This is a genomic window from Klebsiella sp. MISC125 (assembly GCF_051131775.1).
Lineage (GTDB): Bacteria > Pseudomonadota > Gammaproteobacteria > Enterobacterales > Enterobacteriaceae > Klebsiella.
This window is the reverse complement of the sequence record NZ_CP180448.1, coordinates 1,783,852-1,800,359: the sequence shown is the minus strand read 5'-3', so window position 1 is coordinate 1,800,359 and position 16,508 is coordinate 1,783,852. Positions and strand designations below refer to the sequence as shown.

Annotated in this window: 14 protein-coding genes and 1 tRNA gene; 8 read left to right on the top strand and 7 right to left on the bottom strand. The window is 49.5% G+C overall.

Going from position 1 to position 16,508, the window contains the following annotated elements; all coding sequences use genetic code 11:
• Positions 1 to 47: 47 nt before the first annotated feature.
• Positions 48 to 599: an endonuclease SmrB gene (smrB, locus tag ACMYSL_RS08605; RefSeq protein WP_112212942.1), complete on the top strand. Its 552-nt coding sequence runs from the start codon at positions 48 to 50 to the stop codon at positions 597 to 599.
• A 20-nt stretch (positions 600 to 619) separates the two neighbouring features.
• Here smrB and sixA read toward each other — a convergent pair whose 3' ends face one another.
• The 4 genes from sixA to ACMYSL_RS08585 form a co-directional block, all read right to left on the bottom strand.
• On the bottom strand, positions 620 to 1,105 hold the full coding sequence (gene sixA, locus ACMYSL_RS08600; protein ID WP_110272233.1) for a phosphohistidine phosphatase SixA: 486 nt from the start codon (positions 1,103 to 1,105) through the stop codon (positions 620 to 622).
• A gap of 209 nt (positions 1,106 to 1,314) precedes the next feature.
• A complete protein-coding gene (gene fadJ, locus ACMYSL_RS08595; protein WP_434662203.1) occupies positions 1,315 to 3,459 on the bottom strand; it encodes a fatty acid oxidation complex subunit alpha FadJ in 2,145 nt (714 codons plus the stop codon).
• Positions 3,459 to 4,769 (bottom strand): acetyl-CoA C-acyltransferase FadI, encoded by a 1,311-nt coding sequence (gene fadI, locus ACMYSL_RS08590; protein WP_434662201.1) that lies wholly within the window; start codon positions 4,767 to 4,769, stop codon positions 3,459 to 3,461. Before fadI ends, fadJ begins: the two co-directional genes overlap by 1 nt.
• A 159-nt stretch (positions 4,770 to 4,928) precedes the next feature.
• The gene (locus ACMYSL_RS08585) at positions 4,929 to 5,213 is read right to left on the bottom strand and encodes a YfcZ/YiiS family protein (protein WP_304252529.1); all 285 of its coding nucleotides are present in this window, start codon (positions 5,211 to 5,213) and stop codon (positions 4,929 to 4,931) included.
• Between the two features lie 371 nt (positions 5,214 to 5,584).
• Here ACMYSL_RS08585 and fadL point away from each other — a divergent pair, with 371 nt between their 5' ends.
• Positions 5,585 to 6,949 (top strand): long-chain fatty acid transporter FadL, encoded by a 1,365-nt coding sequence (gene fadL / locus ACMYSL_RS08580; protein ID WP_304252530.1) that lies wholly within the window; start codon positions 5,585 to 5,587, stop codon positions 6,947 to 6,949.
• A 61-nt stretch (positions 6,950 to 7,010) separates the two neighbouring features.
• Here the strand turns inward: fadL and mlaA are convergent, their stop codons facing one another.
• Positions 7,011 to 7,772: a phospholipid-binding lipoprotein MlaA gene (gene mlaA / locus ACMYSL_RS08575; protein ID WP_110272228.1), complete on the bottom strand. Its 762-nt coding sequence runs from the start codon at positions 7,770 to 7,772 to the stop codon at positions 7,011 to 7,013.
• A 257-nt stretch (positions 7,773 to 8,029) separates the two neighbouring features.
• Here mlaA and ACMYSL_RS08570 point away from each other — a divergent pair, with 257 nt between their 5' ends.
• From ACMYSL_RS08570 to ypdK, 4 genes are all read left to right on the top strand, one after another.
• Positions 8,030 to 8,923, top strand: coding sequence for a formate/nitrite transporter family protein (locus ACMYSL_RS08570; protein WP_434662199.1), 894 nt, complete (start codon positions 8,030 to 8,032; stop codon positions 8,921 to 8,923).
• Between the two features lie 74 nt (positions 8,924 to 8,997).
• A tRNA-Arg gene (locus tag ACMYSL_RS08565) sits at positions 8,998 to 9,069 on the top strand.
• A gap of 462 nt (positions 9,070 to 9,531) precedes the next feature.
• Entirely contained in the window at positions 9,532 to 10,395 is an 864-nt protein-coding gene (locus ACMYSL_RS08560) for a hypothetical protein (protein WP_434662198.1), read from the top strand.
• 800 nt (positions 10,396 to 11,195) lie between these two features.
• Positions 11,196 to 11,267, top strand: a complete 72-nt coding sequence (gene ypdK, locus ACMYSL_RS08555; RefSeq protein WP_077777854.1) for a membrane protein YpdK — start codon at positions 11,196 to 11,198, stop codon at positions 11,265 to 11,267.
• A 45-nt stretch (positions 11,268 to 11,312) separates the two neighbouring features.
• On the opposite strand, the gene alaC is transcribed toward ypdK, so the two are convergent.
• Complete coding sequence (gene alaC / locus ACMYSL_RS08550; protein ID WP_181485415.1) at positions 11,313 to 12,551, bottom strand: alanine transaminase; 1,239 nt, start codon at positions 12,549 to 12,551, stop codon at positions 11,313 to 11,315.
• A gap of 380 nt (positions 12,552 to 12,931) precedes the next feature.
• Between alaC and ACMYSL_RS08545 the strand changes: the two genes are divergently transcribed.
• Positions 12,932 to 14,629: a sensor histidine kinase gene (locus tag ACMYSL_RS08545; protein WP_182240191.1), complete on the top strand. Its 1,698-nt coding sequence runs from the start codon at positions 12,932 to 12,934 to the stop codon at positions 14,627 to 14,629.
• 11 nt (positions 14,630 to 14,640) lie between these two features.
• The gene (locus tag ACMYSL_RS08540; protein ID WP_110272222.1) at positions 14,641 to 15,381 is read left to right on the top strand and encodes a LytR/AlgR family response regulator transcription factor; all 741 of its coding nucleotides are present in this window, start codon (positions 14,641 to 14,643) and stop codon (positions 15,379 to 15,381) included.
• Between the two features lie 41 nt (positions 15,382 to 15,422).
• On the opposite strand, the gene glk is transcribed toward ACMYSL_RS08540, so the two are convergent.
• Positions 15,423 to 16,388, bottom strand: coding sequence for a glucokinase (gene glk / locus ACMYSL_RS08535; RefSeq protein WP_112212930.1), 966 nt, complete (start codon positions 16,386 to 16,388; stop codon positions 15,423 to 15,425).
• Positions 16,389 to 16,508: the final 120 nt, after the last annotated feature.

Below are 16,508 nucleotides of genomic sequence, written 5' to 3'. Positions count from 1 at the left end.
ATGACGAGTCGGGTAAACTAGCGACAAAGAAAAAATGAGACCAGGTAATGAAAAAGAAAACATCGCTAAGTGAGGAGGATCAGGCATTGTTCCGGCAACTGATGACCGGCACGCGTCAGATTAAACAGGACACTATCGTTCACCGCCCGCTGCGCAAAAAAATCTCTGAGGTGCCGCCAAAACGGTTACTTCAGGAACAGGCAGACAACAGCCACTTCTTTTCCGATGAATTTCAGCCGCTGCTAAATACCGAAGGCTCGGTTAAGTATGTCCGTTCGGACGTCAGCCATTTTGAGCTAAAAAAATTGCGGCGAGGTGACTATTCGCCAGAGCTATTCCTTGATCTGCACGGCTTAACCCAACAGCAGGCTAAACAGGAACTGGGCGCGTTGATTGCCGCCTGTCGTCGCGAGCATGTGTTCTGCGCCTGCGTGATGCACGGGCATGGGAAACACATTCTTAAGCAGCAAACGCCGCTATGGCTGGCGCAGCATCCGCAGATCATGGCATTTCATCAGGCACCAAAAGAGTACGGCGGTGACGCCGCACTGCTGGTACTGATTGAAGTTGAAGAGTGGCAACCACCGGAGCTTCCGTAGTTCGTCAGCCCCGGAGGAGATTAAATCGCTTTCGCCATCTTCAAATTGCAGGGGCTCATTTGCCAGGTGAATTCACCTTTGCCTTCAGCATCAAGCGTGACGCAGGCAATAGCAGATGTGGTGAACATCGGGGGAGTTTCCCCCGGGCACAGCTCTGAGACGAGGTACCCCACTAAAGGCAGATGCGACACGACCAATGCCGTCGCCACACCTTCATTTGCCAGCGCCTGAAGATAAGCGCTGACCAGACCAACATCGCCACACGGCGTGAGTTCCGGCATCACGTCGACATCTTTCGGCAGATTCATGCACTCCCCAACAATCTCCAGCGTCTGTTCAGCACGCAGGTAGGGACTCACAAGAACCCGCTCAATATCCACTTTTTGACCTTTCAGCCAGGTTGCCATCTGACGAGACTCATCACAACCGCAGACGGTTAGTGGACGAACCGAGTCACTGGCTGCATCGAGGGCAGCGTCGCCGTGACGCATAATAAAAACTTGCATATTGCACCGCTTTTGTTAACCAGAAGCACCGTAGTCTTACCGACGTAAACAATACGCAGGTGACCCGGTGGCCGGGCATTGTGCCTGATCCATTCAACGAATGAAACGCTGTTTTTTACCTCAATGGCGTAAGTATAGTCAACTATTGCTTACAAAACAGCCAATGGTCAGCATCATTCATTGCCGGATTTACCTTCTTTGACCACAACTTAGGTCGTCCGTTCATCAGTGGGCCAAAAGGTCGCCCCCTGCTCAGCCATGTGTAATAAAGTGTCACATGGTGTAAAACGCGGGCCATACTGTGCGGCCAGGCGCTGCAAAATTGCCGCGACTTCCCCCGCACCCAGCTTGTCTATATAGCGGAACGGGCCACCAAGAAACGGCGGGAAACCAATACCAAACACGGCACCGATGTCACCATCGCGCGCACTGCGGATAATTTGCTCATCGAAGCAGCGCGCTGCCTCATTAAGCATCATCATCACACACCTTTCCGCCACCTGCTGCGCGGACAATTGCTCCCGCGCAGAAGAAACGCCCAGTAAAGAGTAAATCGCAGCGTCGGGCCGTTTTTTGCTTTTACGCCCTTTCGCCTCATAAAGATAGAAACCCCGATTATTTTTTCTACCTTTGCGATCGTCATTCAGAATCGCGTTAATGATGTTTGCAGGCGGACTAAAACGTTCTCCCCATGCAGCCTCCAGCACCGGGATAATTTTGGTCCCGGTATCGATACCGACTTCATCAAGTAGCTGAATAGGTCCGACCGGAAAACCGAATTTTACCAATGAGTTATCGATATGTTCTATCGGTTCTCCTTCTATCAACAGGCGCATCGCTTCATTAATGTATGGGGCCAGAATACGGTTAACATAAAAGCCCGCTTTGTCGGCCACCACGATGGGCGTTTTCCCCTGCTGCTTCGCCAGTTTTACCACCGTCGCGATAGTTTGCTGGCTTGTGCTCGCATGCGGAATCACCTCTACCAGCGGCATTTTCTCTACCGGACTGAAGAAGTGCAGGCCGATAACCTGCTGCGGCCTGCTTGCTTGTGCTGCGATCTCACCGATCGGTAATGATGAGGTATTAGAGGCAAAGATCGTCTCAGCGCTACAGTGTTGCTCAACCTCGTTGACCATTTTTTGCTTGAGGGCAAGGTCTTCAAACACCGCTTCGATAACCACATCACGATGCGCGAATCCCTGGTAATCCGTAGAACCCGAGATCAACGCCAGTTGACGATCGCGCTCGCTAGCCCGTAGATAGCGGCGGCGAACCTGTTTGTCGAGCAGATCCCAGCTGTACTTCATGGCGTGGTTGATCCCGCGCGGTTGGATATCCTTAATGCGTACCGGCAATCCTCCTTTACAGGCGGTGACGTAAGCAATTCCCCCTCCCATCAGCCCGCCGCCAAGAATACCTACACTGCGCAACGCGCCGGGTTCAGCATCCGCACCACGATCTTTCTTAAGGTCGATACTGGCGAAGAAAATGGCTCGCAACGCTTGCGATTGCGGCGTCATCGCTAGCTCACCAAAGGCCCGCGCTTCTTCGGCATAACCACTACTGCAACCCTGCGCCAGCCCGGTTTCAATCACCTGTAGAATACGTTTGGTCGCTGGATAATTACCCTGCGTTTTTTGATGTGTCTTTTTCGCCACCAGGCGAAATAGCAGACTACGACCTAATGGTCCGGCGAGGATGCGATCGCGTACCGGAACAGTGCGGCTTACCGGGCGTCCTTTCAACGCCAACTCTACTGCGGTTTGCAACAAAATGGCCTGCGGCACCACTTCATCAACCAGTCCCACTTTCAGGGCCTGACGCGGGCGAAGCTGCTTGCCGGTCAGGATCATATCCAGCGCGCTGCTGACGCCGATTAATCTTGGTAAACGCTGGGTACCACCGGAACCTGGCAGCAGGCCCAATTGAACTTCAGGCAAACCAAGTCGGGTTTTATCATCACCGCTGCACACCCGCCCGTGACAAGCCAGCGCCAGCTCAAGGCCGCCACCCAGACATGCGCCGTGGATAGCAGCAATAACCGGAATCGACAACCCGTGGATCTCCGCCATAATCTGCTGCCCTTGACGGGCCAATGTTTCAGCCTCCAGGGCAGAAACGCAGCGGGCAATCATGTTGATGTCGGCCCCGGCAATAAAATTATCTGGCTTTGCCGAAATGAACACCGCACCGCGCAGGTCTTTATTGTCGCGAAGCTGACGGATGATTGCCCGTACTTCGCTGGCAAACTCGGCTTTCAAAGTATTCATTTTTTCGCCGGGAGCATCAATCGTAATCACGGCAATGTTGTCAGGGCGAATCTCAAGCGTAAATGCCGACAGGGTTTCCATTATTCGGCCTCCAGAATCATAGCTGCACCTAAACCACCCGCTGCGCAGGCAGTGACCAGACCAAACCCGCCTCCACGACGCCGCAGCTCGTGTAACGTTTGGGTGATCATTCTCGCGCCCGTGGCGGCAAAAGGATGACCATAGGCTATGGATCCGCCGAGCACATTGAATTTGCTCTCATCAACCTCTCCTGTTGCCTGTGAACGCCCAAGCACTTCACGAGCAAAGCGGTCACTCGCCAGACATTGCAAATTGGCCAGCGTCTGCGCGGCAAAGGCTTCGTGCATATCAATCAGGGTTAAATCAGCCAGCGTAAGTCCTGCCCTTTCCAGCGCCAGCGGCGTCGACCATGCTGGTCCCAACAGCATATCCTGCTGAACAGCAATGGCGCTGAAAGCGTAGCTGCGCAGATAGCCCAGCGGGACAAGCCCCAGCTCTTTAGCCCGGGATTCTGTCATCATAATCACCGCAGCCGCGCCATCGGTTAACGGCGTGCTGTTAGCGGCGGTCACGGTCCCGTGTTTACGATCAAAAGCCGGGCGTAACTTTTGGTAATCAGCAAGCGTTGAATTTTTACGAATATTATTATCCTGAACCAGCGGTTCACGGAAAGGCGGGGCATATGCCGTCATCACTTCTGCTGATAGTTTGCCCTCTTCCCAGGCCTTCGCAGCAAGCTGGTGCGAGCGAAGCGCTAGCTGATCCTGCTGTTCACGGGTAATACCCCAGGTTTTCGCCATCTGTTCGGCGGTGTCCCCCATCCGCAGGCCGGTGGAATATTCGGCGACCGCTGGCGGCACAGGAAGAAGATCGCGAAAGCGTAGGCGGGAAAAGAGCTTGAGGCGCTGACTCAGGGTACGTGCTTTATTCACGTCAACCAGGACGCGGGCGAGTTTTTTGCTAACACCGATGGGCAACACGGACGAGGAGTCAGCCCCACCCGCGATGCCCGCCCGGATAGTTCCTGCCATCAGGCTTTCTGCGACGTTGGCCACCGCCTGAAAACTGGTCGCACAGGCGCGACTGACGCTATATGCATCGGTATGTACGCTCATGCCGGTTCCCAGAACAATTTCCCGAGCGATATTTGGCGCTTCCGGCATCTGCACTACCTGGCCAAATACCAGCTGCTCGATTATTTCCACAGGGATATCGCTGCGGGCCAGCATTTCGCCAACCACCAGCTTACCGAGATCAACGGCAGGAATGCCGTGAAACGCCGTCGCCTGTCGGGCAAACGGAGTACGTAAACCGCTGATGATAGCAATGCGATCGCCCTGGCGGGTGACTAGCGGTAATGCCTGACTCATAACACTCCCCTGTTAACCGGTAAAACAAAGTGGTCTGACCTGATAACAGTTTTAACTAATATTTTACATTAAGCCAATCGGGGAACAGAAAAAGTGGGAGCCAAAACACATTGGATAGAAAAGATAACGCCCCTGCGGAAAGGGGCGTTTGGGGAAAGACTAACGCAAGCCGAGCTGGAAAATCAGGGTTTCAGCTTCACAGCAGAATATGAAGTCGATATCCAGCTGTACGCCACCATCAACATCAGTAAAGGTCGGGTTGATTTTGCACGGCTCGGATTCAACGTTACGCGCTCTTTCGCTCAATGCGGCGAGCGTTTGCTCTGCTTCGGCACGGTTAGCGAACACGCGGCTGTAAGAGGCGGTGCAATCGGAGTTGTCCATTATGGTGCCAACATCCATACAGCAGCAAACCGGGGTTTCATCAGCACTGCATTTACTCATCGTAGATTTCCTCTGTATATGCACTCAAGGTGCCAGATAAATAATCTGTTTATTTTACGCCCGGCGAATAACTGCCTCCAGCCGTTAATTGTGGCAAATGAGATAAGTGAGCGAAATCACACTTAAAAATGATCCAAAACAAAAATCCCCCATTTCGAACATGAGGTACAACAGCAAATTTGCCAGCTGGATCGCGTTTTTCGTATCACAATTGAAAAAACTTATAAACAAACTTGCAACATATCATCTGGTCAGACCTATACTCAGCGCACTGGTCTGATTTCTCTGTCGTAAAGCAGACCCTACACTTCGCGCTTCTGTTACGGCATGTAACATTGTTTAAATAAAAATAACTCAATGAGGTTATGGGCATGAGCCAGAAAACCCGCTTTACCCAATCTGCCCTTGCAGTGGCTGTAGCAATTGTTTCAACACAGGCCTGGTCAGCAGGCTTTCAGTTAAATGAATTCTCTTCATCCGGCCTTGGTCGCGCCTATTCTGGTGAAGGTGCTATTGCTGATGATGCGGGAAACGCCAGCCGTAACCCGGCGTTAATTATGATGTTTGATCGTCCAACCTTCTCTGGCGGCGCTATTTTTGTCGATCCTGATGTCAACGTGAGCGGTAGTTCAGTTATCGGTAACGATGCCAGCCAGGACAATATTGCACCAACCGCATGGGTGCCCAACCTGCACTTTGTCGCGCCGATTAATGAGCAGTTTGGTTGGGGTGCCTCCCTCACTTCTAACTATGGTTTAGCCACAGAGTTCAACAACGATTTTGCTGCAGGCTCAATGGGCGGTACTACTGACCTTGAAACCTTAAACCTCAATTTGAGCGGTGCATATCGTCTTAACGATCACTGGAGTTTTGGCCTGGGCTTCGACGCCGTATATGCCCGAGCCAAGCTGGAGCGCTATGCAGGTGATTTACCGGAAATTATTGGTGCGCAGCTGCCCGGCATGGTGCAGGAAGGCAAACTCTCCCCGGCGCAGGCAGCCGCGATTGGTCAGCAGGCTGGCGGTATCAGTCGTGATACTCAAATCGCTCGCCTGAAGGGGGATGAATGGGGCTTCGGCTGGAATGCCGGTATTTTATATGAAGTCGATAAAAACAACCGCTACGGCTTTACCTATCGCTCTGAAATCAAAATTGATTTTGACGGCGATTATAAGAGCAGCTTGCCGTCATCACTTAATCCTATCAATTCAGCACTGGGTCTCGGCCTGCCGTACGGCACCGGTGGTTCCACTATTGGCGGCTCTTTGACATTGAACCTGCCAGAAATGTGGGAAATCTCAGGCTATAACCGCGTGGCGCCAAAATGGGCCGTTCACTACAGCCTGGCTTATACAAGTTGGAGCCAGTTCCAGGAGTTGAAAGCAACCAAAACTAGCGGTGGCGAAACGCTGTTCTATAAAGATGAAGGTTTTAAGGATTCCTATCGTATCGCTCTGGGCACCACCTATTACTATGACGATAACTGGACTTTCCGTACCGGTATCGCCTTTGATGATAGCCCGGTCCCGGCTTCCAATCGTTCTATCTCTATTCCGGACCAGGATCGTCTGTGGCTCAGCGCCGGTACGACCTACGCCTTTAATAAAGATGCATCAGTGGATGTAGGCGTTTCCTATATGCACGGTCAGCACGTCGAATTTAAAGAAGGCCCGTATACCTTTAAGTCCGAGGGCAAAGCCTGGCTGTACGGCGCGAACTTCAACTACCGTTTCTGATAATCTGAAGGGACAAAAAAGGGTGAACATCATGTTCACCCTTTTTATTTCCAGAAATAGATTACTGTGAATCGATATCCTTAAGATCGCCCTCAATCGCCTGCGCGTTCGGGTTCTCATTCGGAGTGAGTTTACCGCCGTTGGCGATAAAGTCATGACGCTGGAAATAGGCTTCACGCATTAAGATGTATGGATCGGAAGACTGACGGAGCAGACCGTCGGAATCCAGCAGCTGTGCACGAGTCTCAACCCCTTCAACCATCCATTTACCGATAGACATCGGCCATGTCAGCCAGGAGAGGACCGGATAGAGTCCGTCCGCCATATCACCGCCTTCGTCACGAATCGTAAAGCTGCCATAGAAAGGCAATTGCACATACGGGCCATAGCCAACGCCATAGTGACCAAGGGTGCTGCCGAAGCGACTCGCTTCAACACGCTGCAGTTTCGGGTTCGCCATTCCAGCCACATCAACCAGACCGCCCATCCCGAGGAGGGTGTTCAGGAAGAAACGCGTAAAGTGCACCATTCCTTTATAGGGATCGCCTTTCAAGAAGGAGTTCACCATAATCGCCGGTTCTTCAAGGTTGCTGGTAAAGTTACTCAACCCATTGCGCGCAGGCTGCGGAACATAATCACGCCACGCTACTGCAACAGGACGAAGAACATAAGGATCAACGACATTGAAGTTGAAGTTGAACATCGTGCGGTTAAAACCTTCAAGCGGATCTGAACGCCCCTGCGGTTGATCGCCAGAACTAGAACTGGCACATCCGACCAGCAATGTGGCGCCAAGCGCAAGCGCCGACAGGCGAAAATTCATAGGTGTCTCCCTGTTAATTTTAGCTATCGCTGGGGGTTATCCGGGGACAGCTGCCTCCATTAAGATATCGCCCATAAGCATGTGCCTGCTTTCAGCATAGCCTTCTTTGGCATAATTGTTGCTCCACGATTCTATACATATTTTGCAATGTCCGTATTGCTAATCTTGTCATTGTGAAGAATTTAGGAGGTTATCCAGACACGGATAGCTGAAACATCTCTACGCTTATAATTAAGGTCAATAGCAGGGGAAAATTCATGAATCCGCAAACTCACCATGAAAGTGAAGAGATCGAAGTAGAAAGTGATGAAAAACAACAAGGTGAGAAAATTGAGATTGATGAAGAGAGATTGCCTTCACAAGCGATGGCGACCCATGAAGAGATTCGTCAGGAAGGGGAGAAAGAACTTGAGCGCGATGCCATGGCGCTGCTGTGGTCAGCCATTGCCGCTGGCCTTTCAATGGGAGCTTCGCTGGTAGCGAAAGGCATCTTTCATGTGCATCTTGATGAAATTCCCGGTGGTTTTTTGCTGGAAAATCTGGGCTATACTTTTGGTTTTGTTATTGTCATCCTCGCGCGCCAACAGCTATTTACCGAAAACACCGTTACCGCTGTATTGCCCATAATGCATAGGCCCACGCTGAGCAATGTTGGCCTTCTGTTGCGTCTTTGGGGAGTGGTGCTGATAGGTAATTTAATTGGCACCGCGATTGCGGCATGGGCGTTTGATATCATGCCGGTTTTTGATAAACCCACGCTTGAGGCCTTCCAGAGCATCAGTTTAAAAGTAATGAGCAACACACCCACGGAGATGTTCGCTAATGCGATTATTTCCGGCTGGTTGGTCGCTACCATGGTGTGGATGTTTCCTGCGGCAGGCTCTGCAAAGATTGTGGTCATTATCCTGATGACCTGGCTCATTGCACTCGCGGATACGACTCACATTGTCGTCGGCAGCGTCGAAATCTTCTATCTGGTGTTCAACGGGACGCTACCGTGGCAAGAATTCATCTGGCCCTTTGCTTTACCGACTCTTGCCGGCAACATTTGCGGCGGGACCTTTATTTTTGCCTTACTTAGCCATGCGCAGATCCGTAACGACATGGCCCACGAGAAAAAAGCCCGAGCCAATGCAAAAAAAGGGCATTAAGTGGCGACAGTTTGAGCAGTCAGACCATACCTGCTTAACCTGCAAGGAAAAAAACGCTATAATCCACGCGCTTCGTCCCCTTAGTTAAATGGATATAACGAGCCCCTCCTAAGGGCTAGTTGCAGGTTCGATTCCTGCAGGGGACACTTTCCAGCACCTCCTCCCTTTCGTTTCAATATATTCACTCGTATCGCCTGATTTACCATTGAACGGTTGCTCGTGCTTATCAAGCAAAGTTAGCATTTTACCCGCCCCAATTACTCCATCTTCACGCCTGACAATGCACCATACTGAAATCCTTGCTGCCTATGACGACTGGATTAAATACACGGAGTAGATAATTAAATCCAAATAAATTCACATAACAAATAATAATTTAAACTTATCATATCAGCGAAGTTTTTTATCATAGACATATTTAACCGCTATAAAATAGCTGGTAGAATGCGCGTCTTAAATAACATTCATGTCAGACTCAATGGGAAACAAGATTAACGTTAGCCTTTAATGAATTCGTTAATATGAAGTTAACATCACAAAAGATGAGAAAGGTTCATCAAAACACATTTTAAGTTAATTCAACATTATTCTCACAAAACAATACCATCATGAATAAAAAAGAAAGAAACATATGGAAGTTAAACAATCTTCCGCCGCTGGAATACTGTTCAATTTCGCGCGCACAAAAATTATTAAACTGTGAACTAGAAGATTTGCTTCACTGGCATGATATTGGAGCCATCAATCTTTGTCTTAAGTTAGGTAAAACACATGGGACATTAAAAAGTGCAATTAGACATGACATGGGCGGTAATAAGCCCTATTTTTATAATTCCTCAAATATTGATGAAGTCAGCAGAAGCGAGAGATCCTGGTCGCAGCATTCAAAAATAAATACTATCCTGACGCTCAATGAAAGTGAGCCCAATCTGGAGACCCAATACGGCTCTCCTGTAACACAGTTCAAACTCAAAGTTTCTGTTTCAGGCCTGTGGTACAGCCATTCCAGAAATTTAATGGAAATACTGGAGAATCCAGAAAACACCCTTTTAGAACAAAGAATAAGCATTATCTCTCCAGCAAGGAATGTCGTCTTTTGCCACTTTACTCCTGATGAGGATGAGAAGCCGACAATCTCGTTGAATAAGCTGTACATCACCAATCAGGCCATTGAAAAAATTTACGAGCATACAATCAGTAGTCGCCCCCTGGAATTTTCAGAAAAACCATTAAATATTTTTGAGGATAAGATAATTCACGATAACTCATTTATCCCACAGAACAAGCTTTTACTTGAATTCATCAATTACATCATTCGTTCCAACCCAGCATTCAGTACTAACATTCTGAATGCCACGGAGAACGTCAAAAGTAAAACATTCAGTATGGTAATGGAGAAACTCAGTGCAGAAGGGATGATCTCAAACTACATAGATACTGACAGCCCAACTTCAGGCACTCTTTTTAAATGATAACAAAATCATTTTGTCTGTATATTAAAATAAAAACAGCATCGCAAAACCTGCTCGATGAAGCGATGCTTAAGATAAGCATAAAATAAATCATGTACTCAAACTTCACTTCATAACTGAACCCTAAAAATATTATTAAAATCAGTTATAACTGATTTTACATCAACCTGAGCGACACTCATCAGTGTGATTATGAAATCATCTTTTAATGGACATTAGCATTCGATAATTTGATTCTTTCTTTGTAAAACCTGGCTGCTGTATGAAACGCTGTCGTCACCATGTTGCAAACATCCAACATGGTGACGAGTGCACACCTTCTAATGAGCTTTGCAACATTCAACATGACTACTCAAGCAGGTCACCATAAGTTTCACCAGCTCACCGTTCTTTCACTTTTTGCCATAGGGCAGCAGGTACTTTAACGCCTTAAGCAATCCTTTAAAAAACCCCGTTTATCTAAAACGGGGGGCGAGTCTCCAAAGTTACCTGGAACTGAAAGAATCTCAAAATCAAGCAGCTACGCTGGTACGGAATTGGTCATTAGCAGCCGTCGCCAGAATAGAATTTAATACCAAGTGAAATTAATGTGTCGCCGAATCACGACAGTCGTAAGTAACTAAAAATTAATAAAAAAATGACTCTTGTCTCTCTCTTTTTTTAGGCGTACATTAGCGCCATCTGGAGCAGTTAGAGCACAGAATTGACAACTAACGCCAGCATCTGTTGGCGATAGTTAAAGCAGGCCATGAAAATTAAATTCATTTAGGCGTCTCGCAGAGCGCACGGAGTGATGAGTCGTGAAATACTTTTTGATGGGCATTTCTTTTATGGTCATCGTTTGGGCCGGTACTTTCGCCCTGATGATCTAGCCATAACGGTGTTAAAAAAGCGGGAGCCAGTTGGCTCCCGCTTTTTTACTCATGGTTTTCGCTCGTTAGCTTCGTCGAGGCAGGGAGTAAGCCGTCCGCACGGAACATCGATTTGATGCCGCGTATGGCCTGGCGAATGCGATCGCGGTTTTCAATTAAAGCAAACCGTACATGCGTATCACCATAATCACCAAAGCCAATACCCGGCGAAACGCAGACTTTGGCATCCTGTAGCATTTTTTTGGCGAACTCCAGCGAGCCCATCGCCGCGTACTGCTCTGGGATTTTAGCCCACACATACATCGACGCCTTCGGACACTCCACCATCCAACCCGCCTCATGCAACCCTTTCACCAGCACATCGCGACGGCGCTTATACTGCTCGGCAATATCACGTACACATTGCTGATCGCCCTCCAGTGCAGCAATAGCCGCCACCTGCAGAGGGGTGAACGTCCCGTAATCGTGATAGCTTTTAATACGCGCCAACGCATTGACCAGCGTTTTATTGCCCACCATAAAACCAATGCGCCAGCCTGCCATATTGTAGCTCTTGGACAGCGTAAAGAATTCAACGGCAACATCGCGCGCACCGGGAACCTGCATGATAGATGGCGCTTTCCAGCCATCGTAAACAATGTCGGCGTAGGCCAAATCGTGCACGACCAAAACATCATAGCGCTTCGCCAGCGCGACCACTTTCTCAAAAAACTCCAACTCGACGCACTGCGCAGTCGGATTAGACGGAAAGCCAAGGACCATCATTTTCGGCTTCGGATAGCTTTCCCGAATGGCACGCTCAAGCTCGTTGAAGAAATCCACACCTTCCACTAGCGGCACTGAACGTACCTGGGCTCCGGCAATCACCGCGCCATAAATGTGAATTGGGTAGCTGGGATTCGGTACCAGTACGGTATCGCCATGATCAAGTGTCGCCAGCATCAAATGTGCCAGCCCCTCTTTCGACCCAATAGTGACAATCGCTTCCGATTCAGGATCGATATCAACGTTATAACGCTCCTGATACCAACGTGAAATAGCACGGCGAAGACGAGGAATCCCACGAGAAGTGGAATAACCATGCGTATCAGGGCGCTGGGCAACGGTGCATAATTTCTCAACGATATGCGGCGGGGTCGCACCATCGGGGTTACCCATGCTGAAATCAATAATGTCTTCACCACGGCGGCGCGCAGCCATCTTCAGTTCAGCAGTAATATTAAAAACATACGGGGGGAGACGATCGATACGCGTGAAACGGCGTTCAGGACTGAATTCAGCCATAGATTCCTCAGATTAACGTTAGCGCCCGGACCGTCCGAGCGACGCTGCCGCAGTTGCGGCACGCTTAGAAAATAACCCGAAAAAATTCATGTTGTCGAGAGGGAAGATAAAAAATAATTGCTGGTGAATAAAACGGGCATCAGCGCCACTAAACACGGCACAAATCATGTCTGACTACGTGAGTTCACTAATAAAAATTAACAGACTGATATCTTTTAATTTACTTCATTTATCTACAATGAGTGGAGATGATTGAATCTCCAGGATTCGCCATCAATCCCCTTTTATTTGTGTGACTTTTCCCTATTCTTGCCTTTGGCTAGCCTTCTGCTGCAAGGTTTTCTATCATATTCCTTTCTCGCGATTAACACGGCGTACACATGCACGAAATATTCACGATGCTGCTGGCAGTTTTTGACCGTGCGGCATTAATGTTGATTTGCCTTTTTTTCCTTATCCGTCTGCGCCTGTTTCGCGAACTTCTGCATAAATCCGCGCATACACCAAAAGAACTGCTGGCCGTTACCGCGATTTTTTCCCTGTTTGCCTTGTTCAGTACCTGGTCCGGCGTGCCGGTAGAGGGATCGCTGGTCAACGTGCGTATCATCGCAGTCATGTCCGGCGGTATCTTATTTGGCCCTTGGGTCGGAGCGATCGTGGGCGTGATTGCCGGCGTGCATCGCTATCTCATCGATATCGATGGTGTCACCGCCATCCCCTGTTTCATCACCAGCATTGTCGCCGGCCTGCTGTCCGGTTTTATCAGTCGAAAAATCCCTAAAACGCAACGCTGGAAAGCAGGGATTCTTGCCGGGATGCTGTGCGAAACGCTGACCATGATCCTCGTCGTGGTGTGGGCCCCTTCTCTCTCGCTAGGAATGGACATTGTCTCCAAAATTGGGATCCCGATGATCCTCGGCAGCGTCTGCATCGGTTTTATCGTCCTGTTGGTGCAAAGCGTTGAGGGTGAGAAAGAAGCCAGCGCCGCTCGTCAGGCAAAACTGGCGCTCGATATCGCCAACAAAACGCTACCTCTGTTTCGCCATGTAAACAGTGAATCTCTGCGCCAGGTATGCGATATCATCCGCCGCGATATCAATGCCGATGCCGTCGCGATTACCAATACCCAGCACGTGATGGCTTATGTCGGCGTGGGAGAAATCAACTACCGTGATAACGACGACTTTATTAGCCCAACGACGCAACAGGCGATCCGCTATGGAAAAATCATCATTAAAAATAATGATGAAGCTCATCGAACGCCGGAAATTCACTCCATGCTGGTGATCCCGCTATGGGAGAAAGGTGTGGTTACCGGCACGCTAAAAATCTATTACTGCCACGCGCACCGAATCACCTCTTCGCTGCAGGAAATGGCGATTGGCTTGTCGCAGATTATCTCCACCCAGTTGGAGGTTTCCCGCGCCGAACAGCTTCGCGAGATGGCAAACAAAGCCGAGCTTCGTGCGCTACAAAGCAAAATCAATCCTCACTTTCTCTTTAACGCCCTGAACGCCATTTCATCATCAATTCGCATGAATCCGGACACTGCGCGGCAACTGATTTTTAATTTGTCGCGCTATTTACGCTATAACATTGAATTAAAAGATGACGAGCAGATTGATATCAAAAAAGAGCTCTACCAAATCAAGGATTACATCGCCATTGAACAGGCGCGCTTCGGCGATAAGCTAACGGTGATTTATGATATTGATGATGAAGTGAGCTTCATGATCCCCAGCCTGTTGATCCAACCGCTGGTAGAGAATGCCATCGTCCATGGGATCCAACCGTGCAAAGGAAAAGGCGTGGTCACCATCGGTATTAATGAGTGCGGAAATCGGGTACGAATTAGCGTTCGGGATACAGGTAATGGTATCGACCCTGCGGTAGTCGCCAGAGTGGAAGCCGATGAAATGCCGGGAAATAAAATCGGTTTACTGAATGTTCATCATCGGGTGAAGCTACTGTATGGCGAAGGCCTGCACATTAGACGCCTGACGCCGGGCACCGAAATTGCCTTCTACATACCGACCCAGCATACGCCCCAGGCGGCGACGGAGTCGCTGTTATCATGAGTGGAAATAAGATGAAAGTCATCATTGTTGAAGATGAATTCCTGGCGCAACAAGAGCTCACCTGGCTGATTAACACCCACAGTCAGATGGAGATTGTCGGTACCTTTGATGATGGGCTGGACGTGCTGAAGTTTTTACAACACAACAAAGTTGACGCCATTTTTCTTGATATCAACATCCCCTCTCTGGATGGCGTTCTGCTGGCGCAAAATATCAGCCAGTTTGTGCACAAACCCTTTATTGTCTTTATCACTGCGTGGAAAGAACATGCAGTAGAAGCTTTTGAGCTAGAGGCATTTGATTATATCCTGAAACCGTACCAGGAATCGCGCATTATTAACATGCTGCAAAAGCTGACCAGCGCCTGGCAACAGCAGCAAGTCAGCACCGGTACGGGGGCGGTATCCAACCCAACGCGGGAAAACGACACGATCAATTTAATCAAAGATGAACGCATCATCGTGACCAGCATCCATGATATCTACTACGCCGAAGCGCATGAAAAGATGACGTTCGTTTATACCCGTCGGGAGTCGTTCGTGATGCCGATGAATATCACGGAGTTCTGTAACAAGCTGCCGCCAGCACACTTCTTCCGCTGCCATCGTTCATATTGCGTGAATCTGAATAAAATTCGCGAAATTGAACCCTGGTTCAACAATACCTATATTCTGCGGCTTCGCGACCTGGAGTTTCAGGTCCCGGTAAGCCGCAGCAAGGTCAAAGAGTTTCGCCAGCTAATGCATCTGTAGAGATGACCCGGATAAACGATTTATCCGGGTAAAAGGCGTGTTTAGAGAACCTGACCGAGAGTCTGACGCAGGTGCGCACCGGAACCCAGCAGCCCAGGGTTGTCATGGACAATCAGATATACCGGGATATCCTGCACAAAGGCTTTAAAACGGCCTTTATCTTCAAATCCACCGCGAAAACCGGAGGCTTTAAAGAAGTCGAGGAAGCGCGGAACAATGCCACCGGCGATATACACGCCGCCAAAAGTCCCCAAAGTTAGCGCCAGGTTACCGCCAAAGCGGCCCATGATGACGCAAAATAGCGACAGCGCGCGGCGACAATCAATGCAAGTATCGGCCAACGCACGTTCAGTTACGTCTTTAGGCTGTAGGTTTTCCGGCAGACGCCCATCGGACTTCACAATCGCCCGGTAAAGATTCACCAGCCCCGGCCCTGACAGCACACGCTCGGCGGAGACATGCCCCAGCTCGGTACGCAGTTCTTCCAGAATAATGCCCTCTTCTTCGCTGTTCGGTGCGAAGTCAACATGGCCGCCCTCGCCTGGTAGGCTCACCCAACGCTTATCAACATGCACCAGGTGAGCAACGCCCAGACCGGTACCTGCGCCATAGACGGCAATGGGTTTGCCTTCCACCGGTTGCGCACCGCCGAACTGAATCAGATGCTCAGCTTTCAGCATCGGAATCGCCATCGATACGGCTGTGAAATCATTAATGATTTCCAGATGAGAGAAGCCCAGATTCTTTTTCATCTCGGCAATAGAAAAAGCCCAGGTATGGTTAGTCATCGCCACCCAGTCGCCGGTAATTGGGCAAGCAATGGCAATACAGCCGTCTTCCACCTTGACGTCATGCTCCTCCAGATAGACCTGAACAACGGCCTCAAGACTTGGATAATCGAGCCCGGAATAGGTCTTGGCACGGGAGATTTCCCCGCTTGCAATATCACATAACGCCAGACGAGCATTCGTTCCGCCAACGTCCCCTACTAAAGCAAATTTTGTCATTCCGTTACGGCTCCGCTAAAGTCAAAATGATTCTTTTGGCACACTGTAAATTCATGGCGCCTTAACAACAACGACCAACGCATAAGCACCCCTGGTTTAGCGATCTGCGTCACAGTTGCA